This is a genomic window from Cypionkella aquatica, from assembly GCF_030161095.1.
In the GTDB taxonomy this organism is placed as follows: domain Bacteria; phylum Pseudomonadota; class Alphaproteobacteria; order Rhodobacterales; family Rhodobacteraceae; genus Cypionkella; species Cypionkella aquatica.
On the sequence record NZ_BSPP01000007.1, the window covers coordinates 402499 to 428659 of the forward strand.

Genomic DNA, 26161 nt, shown 5'->3' on the forward strand with positions numbered 1-26161 from the left:
CTTGAGGGGCGGTTTCGTGTTAAAAACTTTGTTGGAACAGGCGGTTGATGTCGGCAATCACCTGCGCGCCCGGGTCTTTGGCGGCAAGACCTGCGGTGATGCGCTGGGACGCAGCCTCTTGCAGCGCCATGTAGCCGTTGTGGCGGGGGCGCACCCATGCGCCTTGCAGGGTGGCACGGGTGGCTGCGTAGAAATCCGACGTGCTGGCATTGACGGCGGCATCTTCCCAAGCGCTGGCATGGCCGGGCTGCCCGCCAGCTGCGGCAAAGGGGCCGCGCTGCACATCCGCGCTGGCGACCCAATAGGCAAAGTCGATGGCAGCATCTTTGGCGGCGGAAAAGGCTGATACGGCAATACCAGTGCCACCCAAAGCCGAGCCTACCGGGCCATGCGTGCCCGCCACTGGCATATCGGCAAAGCGTATCAGATTGGCGCGGAAGCCGGGGATGGCATAGTTGACATAGCCATAGATCAGCGGCGCGCAGGCGATCTGCGAGCCGGGTTTTGCCATCTCTTCAAACACCGCAATCGGATCGTGACCGGCGCAGGCGGGGTCCACCAGATCGGTGATTTCCCGCAGCATGTCCCAGACTTGCGCACCCGTTGCGGGATCAATCAGCGTGTCGCCTTCCACCGCGCAGGGCACACCGATATTGCCCGCCAGCGTGTAAAGGCACATCAACGAATGTGGCGGGCGCAGCGGCAACAGCACGCGGCCTTGGCGGGCAAGCGTGATCACCTCGGCCCAAGTTGCGGGCGGCGCGTCCAGCAGATCGGGTCGCCACGCCAGCACTTGCGTTGCTGCATCAATCGGGAAGGCCCATTGCTGGCCACGCCAGAAATAGCTGGGATAGCTTGCGCCGACCGAGCCTGCGGCCAGTGCTGCGCGTTCGGCCTGTCGCCCCGGAATGTCGAGCGGGGCCAAGCAGCCTTCGTCGGTGATCTGCCCGACATGCGGGTGATCAATCACGATCAGATCATAGGCGCGGGCCAGTTCTTCGACCGGAAAGCTTTCAAAATCCTGCAAGGACCGCTTTTCCCAATCAATCTGCACGCTGGTTTTCTCGGCCCAGATCGCCGAACATGCCACCATCGGATCAAAGCCGCGCGGGTGGCTCCATGTCATGCCTTTAAGCCGGGTCACAGGTTGAACTCCTTGCGGATGGCAGCCGAGTGTGCGCCGATCAGCGGCGCGGCTGCGGTATTGACCGGGCGGTGGCCGTTCAGCCGCAGCGGCAGGCGGGTGGTGGCAATGGAAACACCATCGTCACGTGTGACGGTTTGCAGCATATCCAACGTCTGAAACCCTTCGGACGCCAGCAGCGCAGGCCAATCCAGCACGCGAGCGCACCAGATATCTGCGGGTTCCAGCACTGCCAGCCATTCATCGACTGACCGGGTCGCCACCTTGTCGGCGATCAGGCGCTTGATGGTGTCGCGCTGGGTAAAGCTGAGTTTCGGATCATCCCGGTAGGGGGCGAGCGTGTCGAGATCCATCAGATCGGCCAGCTTTGGCAAAGGCGTCATTGCAATTGCCAGCCAGCCATCACTCGCCTGATAAACGCCGTAAGGTGCCGAAAGATAAGCATGCGCGCTGCGGAAATCTGATCGTTTCGGCAGGCGGCGACCATCGTTCAGATGCGTGGTCAGCACCTCAAACTGAAAATCGACCAAAGCCTCCATCAGGCTGGTTTGCACATGCATGCCTTGGTTGGAAATCCCGCGCCGCACGAGGCCCGCAAGGATGCCTTGGCAGCATGCCGCCCCCGCAAGCATATCGGCAATCGCCAGACCAAACGGCACCGGGCCTTGGTCGTCATCCCCGTTCAGCCACATCACACCCGAGCGCGCCTGCGCCAACAAATCCTGACCGGGGCGCGACACCCAAGGGCCTTCGTCGCCATATCCGCTGATCGAGGCATAGACGAGGCGCGGATTGATCGCCTTTACCGCTGCATAGTCCAAGCCAAGCCGTTCGATCACACCGGGGCGGAAATTCTGGATCAGAACATCGGCGCTGCTGATCAGCTTGCGCAGGGCCGCCAGATCAGCAGGGTTTTTCAGATCAATCGCAAGGCTTTCCTTGCCGCGGTTGATCGCGTGGAAAATCGTGGAATCGCCGCCGATCTCGGTATCGGACAGGTAGAGGCGGCGCGACAGATCACCGCCATCTGGCCGTTCAATCTTGATCACCCGCGCGCCCATGTCGGCCAAACGCAACGAGCAATAGGGGCCGGATAGAAACTGGCTCATGTCCAGCACGATCAGACCGTCAAGCGGCAAGATGGCCTCGGGTTGTGTCACGTCATGGTCTCCTCGCCGTTGCTGCAGACTGCCTTGTTTATGCGGCGCTGCAGCACAATCTTTCGTTGGTAAATTATAGTTTCATTTATGGAAGATTGACGCAAGCGGGAATCTGATCGCGGCCACAAAGAAAATGCGCAAAGAAAAAGCCCCGGCTTGGGGCCGGGGCTGTGGGTTCTTGGCTTTGCGAAAGGAAGGCTTAATGCGCGGTCGAGGTCACTGACAGGGCGTCGCCGCCAGCGCGCAGCAGGGCCAGCACGCGGTCAAGGTCCGGCGCATTTGGGTTTTCCAGCCGCCGCACGAAGGGGCAGGTCAAGGCTGCCAGCACGGTGCCATTCGGGCCAAGGATTGGCACAGACAGGTTCCAGACCGTCGGGGTTTGCTGGCTTTGCATCGCTTCATAGCCCTTTTCGGCCACCTCGGCCAAGCGGGCGTCGAGGTCGGGGGGGGCGACCTCATAGGGCATCAGATCATGTTCTTCAAACATCAAGGCGCGTTCTTCCGGTGATGCAAACGCCAGAATCACATGGCCCGAGCCAGAGTTTACCAAACCAATCTGCGCGCCGACGCGGATGGTGACGCCCCAATAACCGGGGGCCTCTACCTGCGCGATTACCACCAGATCGCCACGATCATATTTCACCAGATGGCAGGCTTGCTCGGCCTCGTTGGTGAAGCGGCGCATCACCGGCATGGCTTGGCCGACCAGACGGCGGATCGGCGGACGCAGATGCGCAAGCAGGAACAGCTTCATCGTCAGCGCATAGGTATCGCCATGGCGCGCGACATAACCGCGCCGTGCAAGGCGATCGAGCATGCGGTAAAGCTCGGTCGGCGAGCGGTCGAGCGCGGTAGAGATGTCTTTCAGCGTCATGCCTTCTTCGCGGGCGGCAAGAAGCTCCAACATATCCAGCCCCTTGTCCAAAGCGGGGGCACGGTAGCGGCCGTCGTCGTCTGTCTCGGACATGGTTTCACCTGTGAAATTGTCTCTGTAAGCTACGCATTGACGCGGCAAGGTCAACAGCGTTTACTGGCGGGATAATCTTTTACAAGTGGAAGATTTGCCGTTGAGAGACGGTATGGGGGAGGGGAATATGCCGGAAGAGTTGCTGCTGTTCATTGGCACGTTGAACCGTGAGGCGCCTTATTTTCAGGGCGCGCGGGGGGATGGGTTGAATGTGTTTGGCTTTGACGAGCAGGCTTTGAGGTTTCGCAAGCGGGCGGGATACGGCCAAGTTGAAAATCCCACCTACCTTTCTGTCAGCCCGGATGGGCGGCGGGTTTATACCAATTCGGAAGTGTCGGATTGGCGCGAGGGTTTGGTTACGGCGTTTGCTTTTGATCCTGCAACCAATGCGTTGGACTATCTGAACACGCAGCCCAGCCTTGGCAGCATCACCGCGCATAACATGATCTCGCGGGATGGGCGGCGGTTGTTTGTGGCGAATTACACGGTGGGGGTCGGGGGGCCGGATCAGTCTGTGGTGGTTTTTGACTTGCTCGACAATGGCTTGTCGCCGGCGGTGGCGCATGTGGCGCATCAGGGGTCTGGGCCGGATGGGGCGCGGCAGGAGCGGGCGCATGCGCATAGTGTCACAGAGGTTTTGCAGGGCGGGATGGTGATTGTGGCTGATCTGGGGATGGATCAGTTGATCACTTACCGCATTGGCGCAGGAGCAGGTCTGGAGAAGGTGGCGGTGACGCAGACTGCGCCGGGTGCGGGGCCGCGTCATCTGGCGTTGCATCCGAATGGGCGGTTTGTGTTTGTGATGAATGAGTTGAACTCGACCGTCACGGCGCATGGGTTTGATGCGGCCAGTGGGGCGCTTACGCCGATTGACAGCCAGCCAGCGGTGCCCGCTGAAGCGCGGGCGGGCAACCATTGTTCGGATATCCAGATCTCGGGCGATGGGCGGTTTGTTTATGGTGCCAACCGGGGGCATGACAGCATTTCGATTTTCGCGGTGGATCAGGCCAGCGGGCAGCTGTCCCCTCGGGGATTTGTGCCTTGCGGGGGGGCGACGCCGCGGCATCTGGCGCTGACGCCTTCGGGGCGGCATCTGTTGGTGGCCAATCAAAACGCGGACCGGGTCAGCGTTTTGGCGCGGGATTCCGAGACGGGCGGGCTGACGGATACCGGGGCCTTTTTGCAGATCGGCACGCCGATGTGTCTGAAATTCGCAGGAGTGTGAGGCATGGCTGAGATTGGCGTGCATGCGCGTGGTTTGCCGGGATTGCCGGAGGATCACGCGAAAATTCCGGTGTGGAATGCCGAGAATTGGTTTTACGAGGATTTTGCGATTGGCGATAAAATCCGCTCGATCCGCCGCACGATTGCCGAAGGCGAGTCGATGCAGTTCAACAGTCTGGTGATGGATCACCACCCCTATGTCAGCGACGAGCGCTTTGCGGTGGAAGAAGGCGTGTTCGGGCGGCGGTTGGTGGCGGGGGCGTTTGTGTTCTCGCTGGGGCTTGGGCTGGCTGCCACGAATTGCCTGAATTCGTTCAGCTACGGCTATGACCGGCTGCGGTTTATCAAGCCGGTGTTCATTGGCGACACCATTTACACCATCCGCGAGAACCTTGCGAAAGAAGTTCATTCCGAGAAAATGGGCAAGCTGCGGGTCAGCTATTCGGTCTATAAGGGCGAGGGCGAGTTGGTTCTATATGCCGAGCATTTGCTGACCGCACTTTACCGCGATCCGGCGGCATTTGCCGAAGCGGCGCAGGAGCGTGGACGGGCGCGGATGGCGGAAAAGGCGGCGCGAGGCTAGGGGCGTTGCCGTTCCGGCGGCGGCTTTTTCGGCTTGGAAAGCGGGGTAAATCTGTCCCAGCTGGGACAAATTTCTGTAGCTTGTGGTTTGTGGATTTCGCCCCGCACTATGTAGTGCGGGGCGACTTTATGGTTTACAGATCGTTCACACAAATCTGGCGTTGCGTGCCCAAGCCTTCGATGCCGAGTTCGACCACATCGCCCGCTTTCAGATAGCGCGGTGGCTTCATGCCCAGACCGACGCCCGGGGGCGTTCCAGTCGAGATCACATCGCCCGGATGCAGGGTGAAGAATTGCGACAGGTAAGATACCAGAAACGGGATCTGATAGACCATCGTGTTGGTCGAGCCGTTCTGCATCTGCGCGTCGTTGACCTTGAGCCACATATGCAGGTTGTTCGGATCGGCGACCTCATCCCGCGTCACCAGCCACGGGCCGATCGGGCCGAAGTTGTCAGAGGATTTGCCCTTGGACCATTGGCCGGACCGTTCGGTCTGATAGGCGCGCTCGGACACGTCATTGCAGACGCAAAAGCCTGCGACATGATCCATCGCATCGGCCTCGGCGATGTATTTGCCGGGTTTGCCGATCACGAAGGCCAGTTCAACCTCCCAATCGGTTTTTTCCGATCCGCGCGGGATGATGATATCGTCATTCGGGCCGCAGACGGCAGAGGTGTATTTGGCGAAGATCACCGGCTCGGGTGGCACGGCCATGCCGGATTCGGCGGCGTGGTCGGAATAGTTCAGGCCAATGCAGATGAATTTGCCGATCTGGCCGACGCAAGCGCCATAGCGGGGGTCGCCTTCGACCAAGGGCAGGCTGGTGGGGTCGATGGTGCTGAGCTGGCTCAGATCGGCCAGCACGTTGCCTGCGATGTCTGGGATATGGGCGGACAGATCGCGCAGCTGGCCATCAGCGTCGATCATACCGGGCTTTTCGGCGCCGCGGGTGCCGTAACGGACGAGTTTCATGAGATTTTCCTGTTTTAGATGGTCCAGCCGCCGTCGAGCGCGAGCAGTTGGCCGGTGGTATAGGCGGATTCGTCGGCCCCGAGATAGGCGACCATCGCCGCGATTTCTTCGGGTTTGCCGATGCGGCCCATCGGTTGACGGGCGATGAAGGCCGACATTGCGGCGTCGTAATTGCCAGTGTCGCGCAGGCGTTGGTGCAAGGACGGGCTGTCGACCGTGCCGGGGCAGACGGCGTTACAGCGGATGCCTTGCTTGACGTAATCCTGCGCCACCGATTTGGTGATGCCGCCGACAGCGGCCTTGGAGGCCGAGTAGATAAAGCGGTTCGGCGGCGCGGTCAGTGGGCCTGCGACCGAAGCCATGTTAATGATCGAGCCGCCACCCTGCGCCACCATTCCGGGCAGGACGGCGCGCAGCATGCGATACATCGCCTTGCAGTTCAGCGCGAAGGCGAAATCCCACTCATCCTCGGTCGATTGCATGATGTCGCCCGCATGCACCACACCTGCGCAGTTGAACAGAATGTCGATGCGGCCCGCGGCGGCCACAGTGGCGGTGATGGCGGCGGCATCGAGCACGTTCAGCACTTGGGTGGTGATGCCTTGGGTGCCGTTCAGGTCTGCCAAAGTCTCGGCGTTCACATCGGTGGCCAGCACTTGCGCGCCTTCTTCTGCCAAACGCAGGGCGGTGGCTTTGCCGATGCCTTGTCCGGCGGCGGTGATCAGGGCGCGTTTGCCCAGCAGTCTTTGCATGGTCGTCTCCTTTAGGCGGCGCTTGGCAGGCAGGCCGGGCCGATGGGCTCGAATGATTTGTAGGTCAGGATGAATTCGCGGTGGCCGAGGTCTTCGGATTTGGTCTGCGCGCCTTGGGCCACGGCAATGACCAGATCGCGGATTTCCTGGCCGACCTCGGCGATAGAGCGTTTGCCTTCGATGATGTCGCCTGCGTTGACGTCCATATCCTCGGCGAGCGCGCGATAGGTGTCGGGGTTGGCGCAGATCTTGATCACGGGCGAGATGGCAGAGCCCACGACCGAGCCGCGCCCGGTGACGAACAGCGTCATATGCGCGCCAGAGGCGATCATCTCGACGATTTCAGCGTTGTCGGAAATGTTGGGGAAGCCAAAGCGCACTTCGCCGTCGGGGACCACATCCATCAGGTAAAGCCCGCCGGTGGGGGGGATGTCGCCGGGTTTGATCAGGCCGGAAATCGGGCTGTCGCCGGATTTGACATATGCGCCGAGGGATTTTTCCTCGATGGTAGAAAGGCCCCCTGCGGCGTTGCCTGCGGCGAAGGATCCATAGCCGAGGGTGGCGTAGTAGCGCTCGGCCTTCTGGACGGATTCGCGCAGGATCTGGCCGAGTTCAGGGGTGATGGCGCGTTCGGCCATGATGTCTTCGCAGCCGATCAACTCGCCGGTTTCCTCGAAGATGCAGGCAGCACCTTCGGCGACCAGCAGATCAAACGCCTTGCCCGCAGCGGGGTTGCCGGAGATGCCAGAGGTGCCGTCTGATCCGCCGCAGACGGTGCCGATGATCAGCTCGTCAACGCCCATCTGCGTGCGGGGGGTTTCGGCGATCTGGGCGATGGTCTGGGTGATCCAATCGGCGCCCGCTTGCACGGTGGAGCGGGTGCCGCCTGCGCGTTGGATCACAAGGGTTTTCACCGGGCGGCCCGAGGTATCGACGGCATTGGCGGCGCGAACTTTGTCGAAGCTTTCGCAGCCGAGCGAGACGAACAAAACTGCGCCGACATTGGGATGGGTGCAGAGTTTCTCCATCATCTGGGCGGCGTATTCGTTGGGATAGCAGCCGGGAAAGCCGATCAGTTGCACATCGCCTTCATGGGGCGTGTTGCGGAAGCGGTGGACGATTTCGGAGGCGACGAAATGCGCACATTCGACCAGATAGGCCACCACAACGGTATTGCGGATGCCTTTGCGGCCATCGGCGCGGGCCCATGCGTTGATCATAGCGATACTCCTGCCGAGACGCCGTCGGCATCCTGCAACGAGATCGTCGCGGTATAGGCCGAGCGGATGTTGTGGATATGGACGTGTTCGCCTGCCGCGATGGCTGCGGTGGCGATGCCGATGGGCATGCCGTATTTCAGGATGGTGTCGCCTGCGGCAATGGCGTGGCGCGCGATTTTATGCGCCATCGGGATCGGGCGGGTGAGGGTGACGGGGCCGGATTCAAGCGTGACGGCCAGACCTTCGGCCGCATTGGCGCGGGCCACCAGCACGTTGTCTTTGCCCGACAGCAGCAGGAACGGGCCGAAGTCGAAGGCGGTCATTTGCGGCACTCCACCATATAGATGTGATCGGCGACCAGAGCGACCTCGCCTGTGTGTTTGGTCACCGTCAGGCGTTCGGTGACGCGGCCAAAGCCGGGGCGTTTTTCCATCAGCTCTTTGGCAATGATCTCGACGCGGCTGCGCAGGGTGTCGCCGATGAACACGGGTTTCACAAAGCGCATGCGGTCGTAGCCATAGGAAAATGCAACCGGGTTGATCACCGTGGCAGTCAGGCCGACGCCGATGGTGAACACCATCGTGCCATGCGCGATGCGTTGGCCGAAAGGCAGGGTCTTGCAGAACTCGGCATCCAGATGATGCGGAAAGAAATCGCCGGAATGGCCTGCGTGGACCACGAAATCGGTTTCGGTGATGGTGCGGCCCATGGTGTCGCGGGTCTCGCCGATCTGGTAATCCTCGTAGTATCTGGTCTGCTCAAACATGCGGTTGCGTCCTGATCGGATGGAGGGGCGCTGCGGCGCTTTCATAGGCGGCCTCGACCAAAGCCATAGTGTGCCATGCGTCTTCGGCGCTGCCTTGCAAGACCGTATCCTCGCCCGTGGCAAAGCGCATGACTTGGGTGATGCGGCCCACAAAAGCGGCAATGAACCAGTTGCCGACCAGCGGGATTTGCTGCCAATCGCCGCCTGTGTTCAGCCAAAGCTCATCCGGTTCGCCCTTGGGGTAATCAAGGTTGACGCCCATTTTCAGATAGGCCGCACCTTTGGTGCCGCAGATGCGGAACTCGCAGGCCTGAAACTTGCGCCCAAAGGCGTGGTTGTGGTTGATCGACAGATTGGCGCGCAGATCGGGGCCGTAATCCATCAGCAGCGCGGTGCGGGTGTTTGAGATCGACGAGGACGGATGCCCCATGGTGCGCGCCGAGATGCCAGACGGGTTGCCCAGCAGATCACGCATGAAATCGAGGTAATGGATCGAGTGCAGCAAAATCTCGACCCGCGGCAGATCGGCAAGAAAGGCCCAAAGATGCCAAGGCGTGTCCAAGGCCAGCCATGCGTCAAAATCCACCACATCGCCCAGCAGACCCTGCGCGATGGCATCCTTTAGCGCCAAGCACATCGGCGCAAAGCGCAGCTGAAAGTTCACCGCCGCATGGATGTTGCGGGCGCGCAGGGTGGCGATGATCTTGTCGGCTTTGGCCAGATCACTGCCCATCGGCTTTTGGATCAGTGCGGTGGAGCCTTGCGGCAGCGCATCGAGCAGGCCGGGAAGGGCTGCGGGCGGCACGGCCAGATCATAGAGCGCTTGGGTGCCAAGCGCTGTGGCTTCGGTCAAAGAGGCAAAGGCGCGGGTGCCGTGGGCCTTTGCCAGCGCTGCAGCCTTGGCGTGATCGGGATCATAGATGCCCGCAACCGCGAAGCCTGCCTGCGCATAGGCGGGCAGATGCGCGTCTGACACGATCGAGCCTGCGCCGAAGATCACGATCGGCAGGCTGGTTTTTGGCGGTGTGATGGTTTGGCGCAGATCAGGCATGATGAAAAATCTCGGTCATATCGGCCCACCATTCCCCGTCGCTGCGGGTGTCGAGCGGGCGTTGCAGTGGCATGTTCAGCGCCCACCAGTCTTGGGTTGTGGGGTCGGCGGCCATCTTGGCCATATCGCCAGCATAATCGCTGCCGTGGTATTCAAAATAGGAAAACAGCAGGTTTTCAGGTTCTTTCAGGAAGATTGAATAATTGCGGATATTGCTGGCGCTGATCTGGGCCAGAACGGCGGGCCAAACGGCGGCATGCAGCTTGCGGTAGTCGGCTTTGCCGTCTTCTGACAGGCCGATCAGGGCGGCGTAGCGTTTCATGCGGGCCTCACCGTCAAGCGCGAGCCGGGGGCGGTGCGGGCTGTCAGTTCAGCATGATCCCAATCAATGCCAAGACCGGGGGCGGTGGGGGCAAGGGCATGGCCGCCGTCGCGCGCCATCGGGGCTGCGATATCGTCAAGCTGCGGGATATATTCCAGCCACGGCGCGTTGGGGACGGCGCAGACCAGTGACACATGCAGTTCCATCAGAAAATGCGGGCAGATCATCAGGTTATGCGCCTCGGCCATATGCGCGACTTTCAGCCATGGGGTGATGCCGCCGATACGGGCGACATCGGCCTGCACGATGCCGCAAGCCTGGGCCGCGATGTAATCGGCGAATTGGCCGGGGGAATACAGCGACTCGCCCACTGCAATCGGCACGCGGGATTGGCGGTTCAGCCGGGCGTGGCCTGCAATGTCATCGGCGGGCAGGGGTTCTTCAAACCACGCGATATTGAGGGATTCCAGCAGGTTCAGGCGGCGCGAGGCCTCGGGTTGCGTCAGGGATTGGTTGGCGTCGGTCATGATCTCGTAATCATCACCAAGTGCGGCGCGCACCGCGGTCAGGCGGGCGGCGTCGGCTGCGACAGTGGGCTTGCCGATCTTGATTTTCGAGCCTTTGAAGCCTGCTTCGCGCATCGCCAAGGCATCCTCGACCAAAGCGGCGGGTTCCAGATGCAGCCAGCCGCCTTCGGTGGAATACATCGGCACGCGGGTCTTTGCGCCGCCTGCCAGAATGTGCAGCGGCAGGTTGGCGCGTTTGCCGCGCAGATCCCACAGGGCGGTGTCGATGGCAGCTTGTGCCAGCGCCATGATCGGGCCGGTGGCGGTGGCGTGGCTGGTGAACAAAAGATCGCGCCAGATTTGTTCGATCATCTCGGCCTCGCGCCCCATGAGGACGGGCAGCAGGGTGCGTTGCAGCAGCGACAGGATGGCGGGGCCGCCGTCACCGATGGTGTAGGAATAGCCCATGCCCGACGCGCCATCGGCATCGGTCAGGGTGACAAAGATGGTTTCCTGCGATTTGAACGACTGGATCGCGTCGGTGCGTTTGACCTTGGGGATCAGATCGACCAGAAAAGCCTCGGCTAGGGTGATGCGTGCCATGAGTTAACCCCGCAAGTTGAGGCCGGTGTCGGCGTCGAAGATGTGGCATTTGTCGAGGGCTACGCCAAAGCGCATCGTCTCACCCGGCGATACCGGGCGGGGGTTGAGCATTTTGGCTTGAATCTCTGTGCCTGCAAGCGTGGCATAAAGCAGGGTTTCGGTGCCCAAGGGCTCGGTCAGGGTGACGGCCATGTCGACAAAGGCCATATGCGCGGTGGGTGGCAGGGCGTGGCCTTCGGGCATGATGTTGTCGGCACGCACGCCAAATTGCACGCGGCGCCCGTCGGCGATGTGCAGACCCGGCGGCAGCGGGATGGTGGTGCCATCGGCCAGCACGACTTGCCCCGCCTGCACGGTGCCATCCAGCAGGTTCATCGGGGGGGAGCCGATGAAGGTGGCGACAAAGGTGTTCACCGGGTTTTCAAACACCTGCAACGGCGTGCCGACCTGCACGATATGGCCATCGCGCATGATCACGATGCGGTCGGCGAGGGTCATCGCCTCGATCTGATCATGGGTGACGTAGATCACGGTGGAGCCAACGCGCTGGTGCAGCTTTTTGATCTCGACCCGCATCTGGGTGCGCAGTTTGGCGTCGAGGTTCGACAAGGGTTCGTCGAACAGAAACACCTCGGGCTGGCGGACGATGGCGCGGCCCATGGCAACGCGCTGGCGCTGGCCGCCCGACAAAGCGCCGGGTTTGCGATCAAGCAGCGGGGTGAGCGAGAGGATATTGGCGGCCTCATCCACGGCGCGGTCGATCTCGGGTTGCGATTTCTTGGCAATCTTCAGGCTGAAACCAAGGTTTTCGCGCACGGTCATGTGGGGGTATAGGGCGTAGTTCTGGAACACCATCGCCAGATTGCGCTCGCGTGGCGGCAGGTCGTTGACCACGCGGTCGCCGATCACAATGTCACCGCCGGTGATGTCTTCGAGCCCCGCGACCATGCGCAGGGTGGTGGATTTGCCGCAGCCGGATGGGCCGACCAGCACGACAAACTCGCCCTCGGCAATGTCGAGGTTGACGCCGTGGACGACACCAAGGGCACCGTATTTCTTGACGACGTTTTTAAGTTGAACCTGAGCCATGATTTATCCTTTGACGCCGCCGAAGGTCAGCCCGGCGATCAGGTGTTTTTGCACAACGAAGGTCAGCAGCAGGGCTGGAATGATCATCAAGACCGCCAGCGCGCACATGCCGCCCCAGTTGAGGGTGAATTGCGAGGTGAAATCCAGCAGACCCACCGGCATGGTTTTTGAGGTGGTGGAGCGGGTCAGTTGGCTGGCAAGGGCATATTCGTTCCACGAGGTCAGGAAGGCGAAAATGCCAGCGCTTGCGATGCCAGAGCGGGCGACCGGAAATTCAACCTTCCAGAACGCCTGCCAGCGGGTGCAGCCGTCAATCTCGGCGGCCTCGGCCAGTTCTTTTGGCACTTGCCGGAAAAAGCCGTCGATCAGCCAGATGGTGAACGGCACGTTCATTGCGACATAGACAAGGATCAGGCCGAAATGGGTGTCGATGATGCCCGTGCGGCCAAAGATAATGAACAGCGGCAAGGACAGCGCCACGCCGGGGACGGCGCGGCTGGCCATCAGGGCCACGAACATCATGCCCTTGGCCTTGAAGCTATAGCGCGCGAACGCATAGCCGCCCGCCATGCCGACCAGCAAAGCGATCACGGTTGAGGTGATCGAGATGATCAGCGAGTTGCGGAAATAGGTCATCACCGGGATGCCGCCTTCGCCTGCGCCACCGAACATGGCGCGGTAGTGATCAAGGCTGAGGCTTTGCGGCATCCAGACCGGAGGTTTCGCCATGATCTCGATGGTTGGGCGGAAGCTGTTCAGCACCACCCACAGACCGGGGATGCAGATCAGCGACATTGCAAGGAAAAGCCCGAGAAAATGCGCGGTTTTCAGGGCGCGTTTCTTGATGCGGTGTTGGGTGGCAGAGGCCATCACATTTCCCCCATGCCCAGCTCTCGCCGGGCGGTTTGCAGTTTCAGGAAGAAATAGATCGTGAAGCCAATCGACATCAGGATCGCGATGTAGCCCATGGCATTGGCATAGCCCATGCGGGCATCGACGTAGCCGGTGCGCCCGATCAGGGTCCAGAGCAGTTCTGTACGTCGCGCGGGGCCGCCGTTGGTCATCACTTGCACGATGTCATAGGCGCGGGCCACATCCAGCGAACGGATGGCCATGGCGATGTAGATGAACGGCATCAGGAAGGGCAGGGTGACAAAGCGGAACGATTGCCATGGCGTGCAGCCGTCAACCTTGGCGGCCTCTAGCGGGTCTTGCGGGATGGCGAACAGGCCTGCGAGGATCAGGATGGCGAAAACGGAAGTCGAGGTCCAGACCTCGGCAAAGATGATGGCGAACATCGCAAGGTTGCCATCGACCAACCACGGGATCGCCACATCGGTCAGGCCCAGAGATTGCAGGGCGTTGTTCACCAAGCCCACGTTATCATTGAAGATAAACTTGAACTGAAAGCCCACCAGAATCGGCGAGAACATCATTGGGAACATCATCGCGGTGCGCAAAGCGCGCTGGCCGCGGGTGACTTTCGACACCATCAGCGCAAGGCCAAGGCCCAGCAGCATCTCGGTGTTCAGGGCAATCGTCAGCAGCAGGACGGTGCGGCCAAAGGCTTTCCAGAAATTCGCATCACTGGCGGCTTTGATGTAGTTGAAGCTGCCTGTCCACTTCCACAGCGTATCGGGCCGGGTCAGATGGTAGGGCGTAAAGCTGGAATATAGCGACAGGATCAGCGGGATCGCGACCACCGCCAGAATGATGATGAAGGCGGGCAGCAAAAGCACCAGCCATGGGGGCAGTTTGGCACGAAACATGGAAACTCCGGGCTGAGGCGGGGCCATCAAGCGACAAGAGAGGGGGAAGGGGCGGCGCGGTGGCCGCCCCTGTTGGCTAAGCGGCGATCAATAGACGCCGTTTTCTTTCATCAGACTGTCCACGGCATCTGACGCGTCTTGCAACGCTTGATCCACGGTTTTGTCGCCAAGGATGGCGGCTTGCAGTTCCGGGAAGATCAGGTTGCCGGATTCGATCCAATAGGGCGTTGGCGGCACCGGGAACGCGGTTTTCGCGGTTTCCTCGAATGCGGCCAGAACCTCGGTCTTGTAAGGATCAGCCTTGGCTTGGTCTTTGACATAGGCCCAGACAGCGGTGCGGGATGGCAGCGGACCTGCGGCAGATTCCAGCTTTTGGCTGTCCTCATTGGTCAGGAAATCCACCAAGGATGCAGCGGCTTCTTTGGTTGCACAGCCTTCGGTGACCGAAAAGCCGTGGAAGCCTGACCAGCCGGTGCGCACGCCAGCCGAGCCTTTGGGCGCAGGGGCGACGCCGACATTGCCCGCGACTTTCGAGGCTGCCGGGTCGTTGAAGAAGCCCGACCATCCCGGCCAATCGAGGTTCAGCGCGATGGTGCCCGAGGCAAAGCCGTTGCCCAGATCATCCCACAGATAGTTGGTGGTGCCGGGTGGAACTGCGCCCGCCTTATACAGATCCACGAACCACTGCAGCGCCTCTTTGCCCGCAGCCGAGTTGAAGGCGGGCGACATGTCGTCGTTGAACATCTTGCCGCCGTTGGCGACGACAAGCTCGTAGAAGCGGCCGTTGATCGCCTCGTCCTTGCCCGCGTATTGGGTGCCGTAGAAGTTTGGCGGGGCGGCAAAGAATTCCGCCTGATCGCGGAACTGGTCCCAGGTTTCCGGCACGGCCAGATCATAGCCGAACTTGGTCTTGAAGGCTTCGGCCTTGGCCGGGTCGGCGTAAAGCGATTTCTGGTAATACAGTGCCGAGACATCGAACTGCGCGCGCGGCAGCATGGTCAGTTTGCCGTTGATGGTGGCGGCGGTGATGTTGGCGGGCACAAAGCCTGCCACCGATTCCGCTGGCACCAAGGGCGTCAGATCGGTGAACAGATCGGGGTATTGCGGCGCGAAGGACGAATGGTTCGAGCCCACGCACCAGCTGGTGGTGCCTGCCGCGATATCGGCCTTGTATTCCTTATCCAGCTCAAAATGGTTCTTCTGGCTGATGATATTGACCTTGGCGCCGGTCGCTTTTTCCCAATCGGCGATGCGGGCGTAGAGGGCCTCATATTGTTGGCCGCCGATCAGTTTGGCCTCGATGGTCACGCCGGCATATTCGCCATCGGCCAAGGCGGCTGTGGCAAATCCCAAACCAGCGGCAAGCGCCAGCACAGAGCTGGCAACGCGTCCCTTCATGTCGTCTCCTCCCGTTTTTGTGATGTTCCAATGGGGTGATCCCGGATGATGGCAATTTCATATCCAGAACATCTTTTTATAGTTAAACGTGACATGCGGCGGCGAGTCAAGTATGACTGTGTGCAAATCCGGCGGTTTGGTCGGGGTGATTGCCATAACAGGGGGCCTGCCGATGATCTTTGACACCCATCTGCATCTGATCGACCGCAAGCGGCTGTCTTATCCGTGGCTGGGCGATGCCCCGGCGCTGAACCGCGATTGGACGTATGATGACTACGAGTCCGTGGCCCGCCGCGTTGGCATCAGGGATGTGCTGCATATGGAAGTGGACGTGGCTGAGGCGGATATGGAGGCTGAAACCGCCTTTGTCGCCGAACTGATGCAGCGGCCGGGCAGTTTGATCCGCGGGGCGATTGCGGCGGCGCGACCCGAGGCCGCGGGCTTTGCGGCTTGGTTGGAGCGGGCTGATCTGCGGGTGGTGAAGGGGGTGCGGCGGGTGCTGCATGTGGTGCCGGATGCGGTGTCGCAGGGGGCGCTTTTCCGGCAGAACATCGCGCGGTTGGGAAAGGCTGGGCTGCCTTTCGATATTGTGATGCTGGCGCGGCAATTGCCGCTGGCGCAAAGTCTGGCCGATGCCTGCCCGGAAACGGCGTTTGTGCTGGATCACTGCGGCGTGCCCGATATTGCGGGTGACGCTTTTGCGGTTTGGGCGGCGGGGATCACCGCTTTGGCCGAGCGGCCCAATGTCAGCCTCAAGCTTTCTGGCATCACCGCGTATACCGGGGGCGGCTGGAGCCTTGAAAGCCTGCGGCCTTGGGTCGATCATGTGCTGCAAAGTTTTGGCCCGGCGCGGATGGTTTGGGGGTCGGACAGCCCGGTGTGCAGTTTGCAGTCCAACCTTGCGGAATGGGTGGCTTGCACGCAGGCGCTGCTTTCGGGGCTGAGTGCGCCCGAACGCGATGCGGTCTTGCAAGGCAATGCGCGCCGGATTTGGGACGTAGCGGCAAGGCCTTAGCCCCGGAGTTTCGAGTGGGGCTGCATTGACTTTCGCAGCTTGGCCCCCATGTTAGGGCCTCGGGCGCGCTGGCCAGATCAACGGTTCTGATGAGATGGGCCGATCGGGGTTCTGGCGCACAGGATGCGCCGGCTTCAGCCGCCGAAAATTGCAAATATGGCCAAATTTGAAATGGCCAAGTCACCAAAGGACTGCCTATGACTTCGCTTTTCCAACCCTATCAGCTGGGTGCGACCCCGCTGGCAAACCGTATTGTCATGGCCCCATTGACCCGCAGCCGGGCGATTGCGGGGCTGGTGCCGGGGCCGTTGACGGTGGAATATTACGCCCAACGTGCAAGTGCCGGGCTGATCATTGCCGAGGCCACGCAAGTCTCGGCGCAGGCGCAGGGCTATCAGGACACGCCGGGGATATTCACCCAAGATCAGATAGACGGCTGGCGCAAAGTGACGGATGCGGTGCATGGCAAGGGCGGGCGGATTTTTCTGCAGATCTGGCATGTCGGGCGGATTTCGCATGTTGATCTGCAACCGGGCGGGCAAGCGCCTGTGGCACCTTCGGCGATTGCCTCGGGCACCACGACTTTTGTGCACAATCAGATCGTCGCGACTTCGATGCCGCGCGCGCTGAAGCTGGACGAGATCCCGGCGATCATTGAGGATTTCCGCCAAGCGGCGGCCAATGCGATCAAGGCCGGGTTTGATGGCGTTGAGGTGCATGGCGCGAATGGCTATCTGCTGGACCAATTCGCCAAGGATGGGGCGAACCAGCGCACCGATGGCTATGGCGGCTCGATAGAAAACCGCGCGCGGCTGATGCTGGAAGTGACCGAAGCGGTGGCGCGCGAGATTGGTGCGGATCGCACTGGCATCCGGTTGTCTCCGGTGACGCCTGCGAATGGGGTTTCGACCAGCGATCCGCAGCCGCTGTTCGACTATATCGTGGCCAAGCTGAATGCGTTGGGCATCAGCTATATCCACCTGATCGAAGGTGCCACCGGTGGTCCGCGCGATGTTGCGCCGTTTGATTATGCCGCCCTGCGCCGTGCGTTCAGCGGCACATATATCGGCAACAACGGCTATGATGCGGCCTTGGCTGCCGAGCACCTTGACAGCGGCGCTGCTGATCTGGTGGCGTTTGGGCGACCTTTCATTGCCAACCCCGATCTGGTGGCACGCCTGCAAAGCGGGGCTGCATTGGCCGAAAGCAATCCGGCCACGATCTATGGTGGCGGGGCAGAGGGCTATACTGATTATCCGGCGCTGGCCCAAAGCTAAAGCGCGGTTTCAGCTGGCGACCGAGGTGGCCAGATGTCCGAATTGCCAGATTTCAGGCAAGACTTATCCCGCCGTGGTTTCCACGGCGGGTTTTGTTTTGCGGGGCGGGCATGATCTGGGGGGGCAGCATTGGCGGCAAAGTGTGCTGCCCTGTCAGCGCACGCGGCTCTCGCGCAGAGCGCCCAGCTCTTCCAAAATCGGATGCGCGACCGAGGCAAGGTGGGCATTGACGCGCTTGAGGTCGCGCAGAAGATCAAGGTGCAGCGTGCTGGTTTCTATCGTCTCGACGCGGCCTGCGCGGACGCGGTTCAGGTGATGTTCGGCAGATTGCGCTTCGATCTTGCGGATGATCACCTTTTGATCCAGCAGGCGGCGGGCCATTTGCGGATCGCGCGACAGAAAGATCGCCTGCGCCATTTGCAGGTTTTCACGGGTATGGGCGTAGAAATCCTTGATCTCGGCAAGACCCTCGGCCGAGAAACTCAGCTTTTTGCGCGCCTTTTTCAGGGCAATCTCGGCCAGACCGCTTTCGATGATATCGCCGACATGCTCCAGATTGATCGCATAGGAAATCACCTCATGCGCACGGCGGGAATCGTCTGGATCAAGCTCTGATCGGCCAAGGCGGGTGACATAAAGCTTGATCGCCTCGTGCAGCTCGTCGACCTCGTTTTCCAGCCGTGCAACATCGGTGCAGGCCAGCTCGTCCGAGGTGTTCAGCGTCACCAGCGTGCGGTCCAGCATTTCGCCGATGATGTCGCCGACCCGCAGCGTCTCGCGGGCGGCGACAGCAAGCGCCATGTCGGGGGTGTGCAAAAGGCTGTCATCAAGATAGGCCGGGCCGCCGCGCGTGGGATCAGTGCGATCCGGCATCACGCGTTCCACCAACCGGGCCACCGGGCCAATCAGCGGCAGGAAAATCACCAGAAGCGCAAGGTTGAAGCCCACATGCGCGCCCACTGTCAGCTGCGCCGGATCAGGCAGCACCTGCTGCAATGCCGCCGCGAGTGGGACTGCAAAGATCATCACCAAGACCGATCCCAGCATCCGCACGATCATGTTTGACAGCGTCAAGCGCCGTGCGGCGACCCCTTCAGAGGCCACCGCCAGATGCGGCGGGATTGCGCCGCCCAGATTGGCCCCGGCGACAAGGCACAGCGCAAGCGGTGGCGCGACCACGCCAGCCCCTGCAAGCAGCATCACCAGCACCACCACCGCCAAGCTGGAGGATGCCAGCACGGCAAGCGCCGCCGCCACCAGCACCGCAAACACCGGGGCATTGTCCAGCGCCGACAGCACCGTGACCACGGTGGGCGACGACCGCAGCGGGGCCGTGATGCCGGACAACAGATGCAGCGCCAGCAGCATCAGCCCCAGCCCCAGCACTGCCCGGCCCAAGTTGCGCGGCATGTTGGTTTCAGCCGAGGTTGACAGCACCACGCCGACAAATATCAGCACGCTGCCCAGCCAGTGAATGTCCATCGACAGCACCAATGTCACCAGCGCCGTGCCCAGATTGGCCCCCAGCAACACCGCCTGCGCCATGCGCGGATTGACGATGTCGCGGGCGGTGAATGAGGCGGTGATCACCGCCGTCGCCGTGCTGGATTGCAACCCCAACGTCACCAGAAAGCCCCAGAACGCCGCATAGACCCGGTTGGTGGTGCCCTTGGCGATCCATTGCCGCAGGACCGCGCCAAAAGCCCGCAGCACCCCGGTCTTGATCATCCGCAAGCCCCAGATCAGCAGCGAAGCCGCGCCAAGCAGGTCAATCAGCTGTATCGTCGATTCCAAGGTGGCCCCCGTCGCTGGGCGCGGTATGCGCCTTTTGCAGGGCAGGGTGACAGGTTGTGCACATGTGTGCAATATTTGATGCTGGAAACCAGAATGTATTGCAACGCTGCCGAAGATATAGTTGTGCAAGCGATCGGCCGGGCGCAGATTTTTCCAGTATTTTTAAGGTATACCGCGCAATCAGCGGATTTTGCGGCGGTGCAATCGAAGTGGTTTTCTTGTTCACACATCTGTGCAACACTGCAACAAGTTGCCTTAACGCCGGATGCCGATCTTGCCCAAGTCGAAATCAAAGCCGCAAAAGGCGCCGATCAGCGCGCATAAGGTGGCAGAGCTTGCTGGCGTGTCGCGCTCGGCTGTGTCGCGCACCTTTACTGAAGGCGCGAGTGTGTCTGACTCGACGCGGCGCAAGGTCATGGCTGCGGCGGAAAAGCTGGGCTACCACGTCAACCATCTGGCGCGTGGGCTGATCCAGCATCGGTCGGGGATCGTGTGTCTGATCGTGGCGGAAATGCAGACGCCCTATCAATCGGCCTTCCTTGAGGCGGTGACACGTCGGTTGCAGGAAATCGGCAAGGTGGTGATGGTGCTGAACACCGCAGGGCTGGCGGCCAATGTCGAAGCGGCGCTGCGCCAGACGTTGAACTATCGTGCCGATGCCACGGTGGTGGTGTCGGGCAGCCCCTCGGCCTCGTTGATTGAAACCTGCATTGATAATGGCCAGCGGGTGATCCTGATCAACCGGGATGATCCGATCGTGGGGCCGGAATGTATCATGGTTGGCAATGAAGATGCGGCGCGCGAGGCCTGTCTGATGTTGCTTCGCGCTGGCTGCACGCGGCTTGCGGTGGTCAGCTCGACCGCGGGGACGCCAAGTGTCACCGCGCGCGAAAATGCCTTTGTCGCGGCGGCGGCGGCAGAGGGATTTGCTGTCACCGTCAGCCGGGCGGGGCCTACGGGTTATGCGGCGGGCGGCGATAGTGCGCGGCAGCTGCTGGCGGCGTCTTTGCGGCCTGACGGGGTGTTTTGCGTCACTGATCTTTTGGCGATTGGCTTTATAGATGCGGCGCGGCAGGATTTCCGTCTGTCGATCCCGGATGATCTGTGTGTGATCGGCTTTGACGATATCGCCGAGGCGGGATGGCTGGGCTATAACCTGACCACATTCCGCCAACCTATTGGCGAGATTGCAGAGTATATCGCAGCGATCCTGACCACGGATGAGGTCGCCACCCAGAACAAGAAATTCCCGGTGCAGGTGGTGTGGCGGCGCAGCGTGCGGCCCTAGGGGCAGACCGGGCAGTTTTGGTCAGAGCGCGGTGATCAGAGCGGGGTGATCCGCAGATCGGCCATGTCGATCACGAAATCCCCATTCGGCAGGCGATCCAGATAGGCGCGCATCATCCGCAACAGCGCCACAAATTGTGCGGCAAGCGGGGTGCCGTCTGACTTTGGCAGCTGAGCGCAGAGCGCGCGGTAGAATGTCAGCCGCTGGGCGGGGATGTAGGGCAGGGCAAGCGCGCCGCCTTTGCGCAACCGATACCAGTCTTCGGCGAACACCGGCAGCGGCAGGTCTGGCGCGTGCAGCGCCACGCCGATCAGCGCCAGCAAGTCTGACATCTGATGACCGATCAGAAAAGCTGCCATGTCCTTGGGCCATTCGCGCGCGATGTAGCGGCCTTGCGCGATTGCGCGCAGGTGGTGATCCATGAAGGCGCCGTAGGTCTTTGCATCCGTCGCCCGCGCCTGCAGACCTGTGCCCTGCGCCTCGGCGCGGTAGGCTGCAAAGGCTGCGTCATGTCCGGCGGCTTGGGCCAGCGAGACTGTGCGCAGGCTAATCTGGCCGTGGTCAATCTCGGCCAGTTTCATCGCGGGCGGAAAGCCCACTGGCGACGGCACCGCGATGTTCAGAAACCGGCTTTGCGTGGTCTGATATAGCGCGGTGTCGTTGACATGCAGATGTCCCGAAAAATGCACAGCGACGCCTGTGGCCGCGAAAGCCTGCGCCACCGCTGGACCGGGTGCGCGGCGCGCAAGTCCGGTTGCACCAAACAGCGCCACCTCATCCGCCGAAGCGCCTGCCAGCGGATCAAGCACCGGATAATGCGAAAATGCGATCAGCTGCTTGCCTGCGGCTTTCGCGCGGGCGGCCACATCGGTCATCCAGCCCAGCAGATGCGCGCGGTGGCGCAGCAGGCTGGGCCAGCCGCCGTTGCTGGGATCGTGAAACTGCGCGGGATCGCTGAAATCCGTAGCCCCATCGCGCGGCACACAGACATTGGCATCAATCGACAACAGCCAAAGCCCGGCGACTGGCTCCACCAGATAAGAGGCATCTATCATCGGGCATTGCGTGGCGCCATCGGGGCTGAAGGTTGCATAACTGCGCGCGGCCCAGTCGGGGTTTTGGCCAAAGGGGGTTTCCCAATGCAGATCATCGGGATCGGGTTGATAGCCCAGCCGCGCCATTTTCTGCAGCGCGGGCAGGGTGCCAAGCGTTGCGGCATCGGGCGCGGTTGCGCTGTCAACCGCGATGCAGCGGCCATCGGCGGCTATGAAGTTCTTCACCTGAGGCCGCCCGCTTTGCGCAAAGCAGTCGTGATTGCCAAGCGTCGCAAACACCCGCAGCCCGTGCAGCCTGCGATAATCGGCAAGCAGGGCAACAGCGGCATCAATGTTGGGAGCTTGGCCGTCATCGGTCAGATCGCCCACCAGAATGGCAAGTTTTGCGCCTGCAGCCACCGCGTGATCCAAAGCCGCGCGAAAGGCTGCGGCGGATTCGTTGAACACGCGGGTGGAGTCTATGCTGTCTGCAAAGCTGCGGATCGCCCCCGGCAGGCCGCTGTCTTTGGGCACCCAATTGCAATTGTGGAAATGCGGGTCGGCGATGACGGCAAGGCGTATCATCGCTTAGGGCTTGGCGCTGCGGGCGATGTCGGCATCAATCAACGCAACCCAATGCGCGGTGCGCTCGGCTGCGGCGATCAGCATGGGCTTTGGCGTCTCGTGCCATTCCTCAGGCTGCAGGGCGCGCTGGGTGCGCACATGGTCGATGGCTGCGGACAGGCTTGGAAACTCTTGCGGCAGATGCACATGCAGAAAAAGCGCCACCAAGGCCACAGAGCGCGAGCGGCCCGCCCGGCAGTTTACCAAAAGGTTGCCGCGTTCGCGCCGGGGATAGCTGGGCTTTTCGGGCAGGATCTGATCCAGCGCGCCGCGCAGCTGGAAAAAGCCCGCCAGCATCATCGTGTCAGGATTGCCCGGCCCATCGACGATGCCCAGCTTGTAATAGCGGATCAGCGCGGGGCCATAGCCGACCGAGTCGTGCGAGACTTCATCCGGGGTGGCGACATAGTTGAAATCCAGGTTCACCGCGCAATTCAGCACGGTAGAGATGCCATGCGCGCGCAACAACGGGATGTCAGAGGCCCCCTCGCGCCCGCCGACATAAAGATCGACGCCGTAGCCGGGCAGGTTTTCGTAAACCTTGCTGATCGTCGGGCGGTCAAAGCGGGGGGAGGGTTTTTCGGTCATGCGGTCCTCAGGGTGGTAAGGGTCGGCTGGTTTGGGGTGGCCAGAATATCGGCTTGGGTCAAAAGGGCGATGCCGGTGGCGGCGGACAGTGCGGCCGCCACAGCGGGCGAGGCTGCCAGCACCGGCGCGCCGTCAAGCAAACCGCCCAGCGACAGGAACGGGCCGGTGACGCCGCCCGCCTCGCGCACCAGCAGCAGGCCCGCCAGACAATCCCATGAATTCATGTGCAATTCGGCGTAACCGTCGGTGCGCCCATCCGCCACATAGGCCAATGCCATCGCCCCCGACGCGCTGCGCCGCACGTTGCTGCCCGCTTCAAACAGGGCGGTCAGCGCCTGAATATAGCGCGCCAGCGGCACGCGGTTTGACCAGCCAAGCTCGAACGAGGTGGCGTTCAGATCGGTGGTCGGGGAGACCCTTAAACTTTGGCCATTGCGGGTGGCACCACGGCCTTTGCGGGCAAAGTAAAGCTCTTGGGTTGCGGGGTTCAGGATTGCGCCCAGTTGCACCTCGCCATTGGCAACAAAGGCGATAGAGATGCAAAAATGCGGGATGGCGCGGGCGAAATTCGCGGTGCCATCAATCGGGTCCACCACCCAAGCGACATCCCCCGGCGTGCCGCCGGTTTCCTCGCCGAGAAAGCCGTCTTGCGGAAAGGCCGTGGCGATGCGGTTGCGGATATGCTGTTCAACGGCACCATCGGTTTCGGTCAGATAGTCTTGCGGGCCCTTCATGCCGATCGGCTGGCCTGCCTGCCGCTCAAACCCCGCCAAAGCCAGAATTGCCGCGCTGCGTGCCAGATCAAGGCAGAAGGCCTCGCGCTGGTCGATGGCCAAATCATCAAGGATCATCGGGTGTTTCCTGTGGTGTTGGTCGAAGTGTTCCCATGGGTAATTGCACATGTGTGCATTGGCTTCAACTCTGATTTATATGGGTAATTAATGCTGTTTTTCATCTGAATCCAGATCATGATGCACGCGCGTTCTGTGGCGCTTCTTTTGCCGTGCGCGCGACAGTCCGCCCTGCCGAGATTTCAGCGGCGATGCTGCGCAAAACCGGATACTGCGCGCCTGCCCCAAGGGCTATATAGCCCGGATGCAGGTGGGGTGGGGCGTCTTCGGCCACTTTGCCAAGGCTGTAGGGGTGATAGCTGCCGCCCGCGTGCTGCAAGATCGCAATTGCGGCGGTGACATCCCATGGGTTGACGCCAAAACCCGCCGCCGCATCGACCCAACCCGCCGCAACATGCGCAATCGACAGCGCCGCACTGCCCGGACGCCGCACTGTGGCGAAGGTTTCAGTCAGCCGTCCAAAGCGCTGCAAGGCCAGCGTCTGACCATCAAGGCGAAAGTCCCGTGTCACCGGATAGCCGGTGATCAGAACGGCATGGGCCTCGTCGGGTTCGGCCCGCGACTGCATGGGTTTGCCGTTCAGAAATGCCCCCGCTGCCGATCCGGTGAACATGTTATCGGCGACAGGATCGAAGATTGCACCGGCGACGACCTTATCGCCGATCATCACCCCGACCGAGACGCACCAGAACGCCAGCCCGCGCGCGAAGTTTGAGGTGCCGTCGATCGGATCGACAAACCAGCGCACCGGGCCGGTGCCCACACTGCCGCCTTCCTCGCCCATGAAGGTGGAATCGGGCACTTCACGGAAGATAAAGTCGCGGATGGCCGCTTCGGCGGCGCGGTCATGTTCGGTGACGGGATCGTGGCGATCCACTTTGAAGTCGATCTGCATTTGCGACCGAAAGGCTGTCAGCAGGGCAGGGCCAACCAAACGGCAGGCGGCTTCGGCAGTGGCAGCGATATGGCGGTGGGCATCGGTCATCTGGGGTTCCAGCGCATGAACGGGGTCAATGATTGAAACGGGGGGGCGGTTTGGAGAGCCGCCCCCCGCATGGCAGGGGCTAGCGCTTGTGGTTCAGCTGCCAGAAGTCCTGCCAATCCTGTCGGGTTTCCCAATCTTGCAGACCGGTCGAGGCGTCATAGGCAAACAGATCGCCGATATGCGCCGCAAGCCCCGAAGGCTCGTCAGCGGGCAGGGTGATCTTGCTGCTGGTGGGGATCTTGCCATCCAGCATCTGCGGCATGATGCCTTCTTCGGTCAGCACATAGTGGATGAACAGCCGCGCGGCATTCGGGCTGTCGGTGCCTTTGGCGATCAGGCCAAGTTTGGTATAGGTCCAGCCCAGCCACGGGTCCAAACCGGTGCAAAGCCCCAACTTGTAGCCTTTGTCGGCGTTGTCGCGGAACTTGGCGGAACTGACGAGGCCCATGAACGGCTCTGCCTGTCCGGCGGCCCCGACGGCTTCGGAGATGCGGTCATCGCCATCTGCCATCAGGGGGGCATTGGCGGCAAGTGCGGCAAGCCAAGCGGCGGCGGGGCTGGCCTGATCGGTTTCCAGCGGCTTGCCGTATTGCGCCTGATAGGCGGCGGCAATCTTGTCACCGCCATGCAGCGCCATCTGGTTGAACCAATCGGTATAGGTGCCCTTGGTCAAAGGGTCGATCAAGGCGACCTTGCCCTTCCATTCAGGCTCGGTCAGCTGCCAGATGTTTTGCACCGGGCAGGCGGGATATTTCTCGGTGTTATAAACCCAGACGTTGGCATTGGTCGAAATCGCCAGTGGATTTCGATAGCCTTCGGGAATATCGGCCTCGATATCGGCAGGCACCCAGCTTTCCAGAATATCGGTCGGCAACAATTGTGCCATCGCAGCTGGGGTATCGGTCAGCAGAGCAACATCGCCTTGTACATTTCCGGCCTGAGATTCGCGGATCAGCATTTCCAGCTGGCTGTTGGCCGAGACCTTTTCGCCGGTCGCCTGCAGCCCATATTTCGCGCTGAATGCGTCAGCCATATCGACGATCTTGCCGGTGCTGTCATAGATGGTGATCGGCGGTTCGGTCTTGGCGGCGGCGATCAGCGCGTCAAGATCAAAGCTTTGCGCCTGTGCGGTCGTGGCGAGCAAAATCCCCAAGGGGACGAGCATTTTGGGGGTCATA

General features: G+C 61.4%; 27 protein-coding genes. 6 read left to right on the plus strand and 21 right to left on the minus strand.

Annotated features, from left to right (window positions below; genetic code table 11):
• Positions 1-19: 19 nt before the first annotated feature.
• From QQJ98_RS10490 to QQJ98_RS10500, 3 genes are all read right to left on the minus strand, one after another.
• Positions 20-1144 (minus strand): extracellular solute-binding protein, encoded by a 1125-nt coding sequence (locus QQJ98_RS10490; RefSeq protein WP_284325284.1) that lies wholly within the window; start codon positions 1142-1144, stop codon positions 20-22.
• The gene (locus QQJ98_RS10495) at positions 1141-2304 is read right to left on the minus strand and encodes a CaiB/BaiF CoA transferase family protein (RefSeq protein ID WP_284325285.1); all 1164 of its coding nucleotides are present in this window, start codon (positions 2302-2304) and stop codon (positions 1141-1143) included. Before QQJ98_RS10495 ends, QQJ98_RS10490 begins: the two co-directional genes overlap by 4 nt.
• Positions 2305-2503: 199 nt before the next feature.
• A complete protein-coding gene (locus tag QQJ98_RS10500; protein ID WP_284325286.1) occupies positions 2504-3271 on the minus strand; it encodes an IclR family transcriptional regulator in 768 nt (255 codons plus the stop codon).
• 127 nt (positions 3272-3398) lie between these two features.
• On the opposite strand from QQJ98_RS10500, the gene QQJ98_RS10505 reads away from it, so the two are divergent.
• Positions 3399-4496 (plus strand): lactonase family protein, encoded by a 1098-nt coding sequence (locus QQJ98_RS10505; RefSeq protein ID WP_284325287.1) that lies wholly within the window; start codon positions 3399-3401, stop codon positions 4494-4496.
• Positions 4497-4499: 3 nt separating this feature from the next.
• Positions 4500-5078, plus strand: coding sequence for a MaoC family dehydratase (locus tag QQJ98_RS10510; RefSeq protein ID WP_284325288.1), 579 nt, complete (start codon positions 4500-4502; stop codon positions 5076-5078).
• Positions 5079-5211: 133 nt separating this feature from the next.
• Here the strand turns inward: QQJ98_RS10510 and QQJ98_RS10515 are convergent, their stop codons facing one another.
• The 12 genes from QQJ98_RS10515 to QQJ98_RS10570 form a co-directional block, all read right to left on the minus strand.
• Entirely contained in the window at positions 5212-6051 is an 840-nt protein-coding gene (locus QQJ98_RS10515; protein WP_284325289.1) for a fumarylacetoacetate hydrolase family protein, read from the minus strand.
• Between the two features lie 14 nt (positions 6052-6065).
• Positions 6066-6803 (minus strand): SDR family oxidoreductase, encoded by a 738-nt coding sequence (locus QQJ98_RS10520; RefSeq protein ID WP_284325290.1) that lies wholly within the window; start codon positions 6801-6803, stop codon positions 6066-6068.
• 11 nt (positions 6804-6814) lie between these two features.
• On the minus strand, positions 6815-8023 hold the full coding sequence (locus tag QQJ98_RS10525) for a UxaA family hydrolase (RefSeq protein WP_284325291.1): 1209 nt from the start codon (positions 8021-8023) through the stop codon (positions 6815-6817).
• Positions 8020-8346: a UxaA family hydrolase gene (locus tag QQJ98_RS10530; protein WP_284325292.1), complete on the minus strand. Its 327-nt coding sequence runs from the start codon at positions 8344-8346 to the stop codon at positions 8020-8022. Before QQJ98_RS10530 ends, QQJ98_RS10525 begins: the two co-directional genes overlap by 4 nt.
• A complete protein-coding gene (locus tag QQJ98_RS10535) occupies positions 8343-8789 on the minus strand; it encodes a MaoC family dehydratase (protein WP_284325293.1) in 447 nt (148 codons plus the stop codon). Before QQJ98_RS10535 ends, QQJ98_RS10530 begins: the two co-directional genes overlap by 4 nt.
• Positions 8782-9840: a Gfo/Idh/MocA family protein gene (locus QQJ98_RS10540; RefSeq protein WP_284325294.1), complete on the minus strand. Its 1059-nt coding sequence runs from the start codon at positions 9838-9840 to the stop codon at positions 8782-8784. The genes QQJ98_RS10535 and QQJ98_RS10540 overlap by 8 nt, the downstream gene beginning before the upstream one ends.
• The gene (locus QQJ98_RS10545) at positions 9833-10162 is read right to left on the minus strand and encodes an L-rhamnose mutarotase (protein WP_284325295.1); all 330 of its coding nucleotides are present in this window, start codon (positions 10160-10162) and stop codon (positions 9833-9835) included. Before QQJ98_RS10545 ends, QQJ98_RS10540 begins: the two co-directional genes overlap by 8 nt.
• The gene (locus QQJ98_RS10550) at positions 10159-11271 is read right to left on the minus strand and encodes a mandelate racemase/muconate lactonizing enzyme family protein (RefSeq protein WP_284325296.1); all 1113 of its coding nucleotides are present in this window, start codon (positions 11269-11271) and stop codon (positions 10159-10161) included. The genes QQJ98_RS10545 and QQJ98_RS10550 overlap by 4 nt, the downstream gene beginning before the upstream one ends.
• 3 nt (positions 11272-11274) lie before the next feature.
• Positions 11275-12360 (minus strand): ABC transporter ATP-binding protein, encoded by a 1086-nt coding sequence (locus QQJ98_RS10555; protein WP_284325297.1) that lies wholly within the window; start codon positions 12358-12360, stop codon positions 11275-11277.
• Positions 12361-12363: 3 nt separating this feature from the next.
• Entirely contained in the window at positions 12364-13230 is an 867-nt protein-coding gene (locus QQJ98_RS10560; protein ID WP_284325298.1) for a carbohydrate ABC transporter permease, read from the minus strand.
• Positions 13230-14129: a carbohydrate ABC transporter permease gene (locus QQJ98_RS10565; RefSeq protein ID WP_284325299.1), complete on the minus strand. Its 900-nt coding sequence runs from the start codon at positions 14127-14129 to the stop codon at positions 13230-13232. The genes QQJ98_RS10560 and QQJ98_RS10565 overlap by 1 nt, the downstream gene beginning before the upstream one ends.
• A gap of 87 nt (positions 14130-14216) precedes the next feature.
• On the minus strand, positions 14217-15527 hold the full coding sequence (locus QQJ98_RS10570) for an ABC transporter substrate-binding protein (RefSeq protein ID WP_284325300.1): 1311 nt from the start codon (positions 15525-15527) through the stop codon (positions 14217-14219).
• A gap of 172 nt (positions 15528-15699) precedes the next feature.
• Between QQJ98_RS10570 and QQJ98_RS10575 the strand changes: the two genes are divergently transcribed.
• Entirely contained in the window at positions 15700-16542 is an 843-nt protein-coding gene (locus QQJ98_RS10575; protein WP_284325301.1) for an amidohydrolase family protein, read from the plus strand.
• Between the two features lie 197 nt (positions 16543-16739).
• Positions 16740-17819 carry an alkene reductase gene (locus tag QQJ98_RS10580; protein WP_284325302.1) on the plus strand — a complete coding sequence of 360 codons (1080 nt, stop codon included), beginning with the start codon at positions 16740-16742 and terminating at the stop codon, positions 17817-17819.
• Between the two features lie 153 nt (positions 17820-17972).
• On the opposite strand, the gene QQJ98_RS10585 is transcribed toward QQJ98_RS10580, so the two are convergent.
• Positions 17973-19613, minus strand: a complete 1641-nt coding sequence (locus QQJ98_RS10585) for a Na/Pi cotransporter family protein (RefSeq protein WP_284325303.1) — start codon at positions 19611-19613, stop codon at positions 17973-17975.
• 93 nt (positions 19614-19706) lie between these two features.
• On the opposite strand from QQJ98_RS10585, the gene QQJ98_RS10590 reads away from it, so the two are divergent.
• Positions 19707-19937 (plus strand): hypothetical protein, encoded by a 231-nt coding sequence (locus tag QQJ98_RS10590; RefSeq protein ID WP_284325304.1) that lies wholly within the window; start codon positions 19707-19709, stop codon positions 19935-19937.
• 1 nt (position 19938) lies between these two features.
• A complete protein-coding gene (locus QQJ98_RS10595; protein ID WP_284325305.1) occupies positions 19939-20901 on the plus strand; it encodes a LacI family DNA-binding transcriptional regulator in 963 nt (320 codons plus the stop codon).
• 35 nt (positions 20902-20936) lie between these two features.
• Here QQJ98_RS10595 and QQJ98_RS10600 read toward each other — a convergent pair whose 3' ends face one another.
• From QQJ98_RS10600 to QQJ98_RS10620, 5 genes are all read right to left on the minus strand, one after another.
• Entirely contained in the window at positions 20937-22520 is a 1584-nt protein-coding gene (locus QQJ98_RS10600) for a metallophosphoesterase family protein (protein WP_284325306.1), read from the minus strand.
• Positions 22521-22523: 3 nt separating this feature from the next.
• Positions 22524-23147, minus strand: a complete 624-nt coding sequence (locus tag QQJ98_RS10605; protein ID WP_284325307.1) for a dual specificity protein phosphatase family protein — start codon at positions 23145-23147, stop codon at positions 22524-22526.
• Positions 23144-23998 (minus strand): inositol monophosphatase family protein, encoded by an 855-nt coding sequence (locus tag QQJ98_RS10610; protein ID WP_284325308.1) that lies wholly within the window; start codon positions 23996-23998, stop codon positions 23144-23146. Before QQJ98_RS10610 ends, QQJ98_RS10605 begins: the two co-directional genes overlap by 4 nt.
• Before the next feature lie 115 nt (positions 23999-24113).
• A complete protein-coding gene (locus QQJ98_RS10615; RefSeq protein ID WP_284325309.1) occupies positions 24114-24983 on the minus strand; it encodes an inositol monophosphatase family protein in 870 nt (289 codons plus the stop codon).
• A 79-nt stretch (positions 24984-25062) separates the two neighbouring features.
• Complete coding sequence (locus QQJ98_RS10620) at positions 25063-26160, minus strand: ABC transporter substrate-binding protein (RefSeq protein WP_284325310.1); 1098 nt, start codon at positions 26158-26160, stop codon at positions 25063-25065.
• Position 26161: the final 1 nt, after the last annotated feature.

Bases quoted from the DNA above. Each gene is read 5' to 3' on its own strand.
- QQJ98_RS10500 (WP_284325286.1), bottom strand. From the start codon at position 3,271: ATGTCCGAGACAGACGACGACGGCCGCTACCGTGCCCCCGCTTTGGAC.
- QQJ98_RS10505 (WP_284325287.1), top strand. From the start codon at position 3,399: ATGCCGGAAGAGTTGCTGCTGTTCATTGGCACGTTGAACCGTGAGGCG.
- QQJ98_RS10510 (WP_284325288.1), top strand. From the start codon at position 4,500: ATGGCTGAGATTGGCGTGCATGCGCGTGGTTTGCCGGGATTGCCGGAG.
- QQJ98_RS10515 (WP_284325289.1), bottom strand. From the start codon at position 6,051: ATGAAACTCGTCCGTTACGGCACCCGCGGCGCCGAAAAGCCCGGTATG.
- QQJ98_RS10520 (WP_284325290.1), bottom strand. From the start codon at position 6,803: ATGCAAAGACTGCTGGGCAAACGCGCCCTGATCACCGCCGCCGGACAA.
- QQJ98_RS10525 (WP_284325291.1), bottom strand. From the start codon at position 8,023: ATGATCAACGCATGGGCCCGCGCCGATGGCCGCAAAGGCATCCGCAAT.
- QQJ98_RS10530 (WP_284325292.1), bottom strand. From the start codon at position 8,346: ATGACCGCCTTCGACTTCGGCCCGTTCCTGCTGCTGTCGGGCAAAGAC.
- QQJ98_RS10535 (WP_284325293.1), bottom strand. From the start codon at position 8,789: ATGTTTGAGCAGACCAGATACTACGAGGATTACCAGATCGGCGAGACC.
- QQJ98_RS10540 (WP_284325294.1), bottom strand. From the start codon at position 9,840: ATGCCTGATCTGCGCCAAACCATCACACCGCCAAAAACCAGCCTGCCG.
- QQJ98_RS10545 (WP_284325295.1), bottom strand. From the start codon at position 10,162: ATGAAACGCTACGCCGCCCTGATCGGCCTGTCAGAAGACGGCAAAGCC.
- QQJ98_RS10550 (WP_284325296.1), bottom strand. From the start codon at position 11,271: ATGGCACGCATCACCCTAGCCGAGGCTTTTCTGGTCGATCTGATCCCC.
- QQJ98_RS10555 (WP_284325297.1), bottom strand. From the start codon at position 12,360: ATGGCTCAGGTTCAACTTAAAAACGTCGTCAAGAAATACGGTGCCCTT.
- QQJ98_RS10560 (WP_284325298.1), bottom strand. From the start codon at position 13,230: ATGGCCTCTGCCACCCAACACCGCATCAAGAAACGCGCCCTGAAAACC.
- QQJ98_RS10565 (WP_284325299.1), bottom strand. From the start codon at position 14,129: ATGTTTCGTGCCAAACTGCCCCCATGGCTGGTGCTTTTGCTGCCCGCC.
- QQJ98_RS10570 (WP_284325300.1), bottom strand. From the start codon at position 15,527: ATGAAGGGACGCGTTGCCAGCTCTGTGCTGGCGCTTGCCGCTGGTTTG.
- QQJ98_RS10575 (WP_284325301.1), top strand. From the start codon at position 15,700: ATGATCTTTGACACCCATCTGCATCTGATCGACCGCAAGCGGCTGTCT.
- QQJ98_RS10580 (WP_284325302.1), top strand. From the start codon at position 16,740: ATGACTTCGCTTTTCCAACCCTATCAGCTGGGTGCGACCCCGCTGGCA.
- QQJ98_RS10590 (WP_284325304.1), top strand. From the start codon at position 19,707: ATGTATTGCAACGCTGCCGAAGATATAGTTGTGCAAGCGATCGGCCGG.
- QQJ98_RS10600 (WP_284325306.1), bottom strand. From the start codon at position 22,520: ATGATACGCCTTGCCGTCATCGCCGACCCGCATTTCCACAATTGCAAT.
- QQJ98_RS10605 (WP_284325307.1), bottom strand. From the start codon at position 23,147: ATGACCGAAAAACCCTCCCCCCGCTTTGACCGCCCGACGATCAGCAAG.
- QQJ98_RS10610 (WP_284325308.1), bottom strand. From the start codon at position 23,998: ATGATCCTTGATGATTTGGCCATCGACCAGCGCGAGGCCTTCTGCCTT.
- QQJ98_RS10615 (WP_284325309.1), bottom strand. From the start codon at position 24,983: ATGACCGATGCCCACCGCCATATCGCTGCCACTGCCGAAGCCGCCTGC.
- QQJ98_RS10620 (WP_284325310.1), bottom strand. From the start codon at position 26,160: ATGACCCCCAAAATGCTCGTCCCCTTGGGGATTTTGCTCGCCACGACC.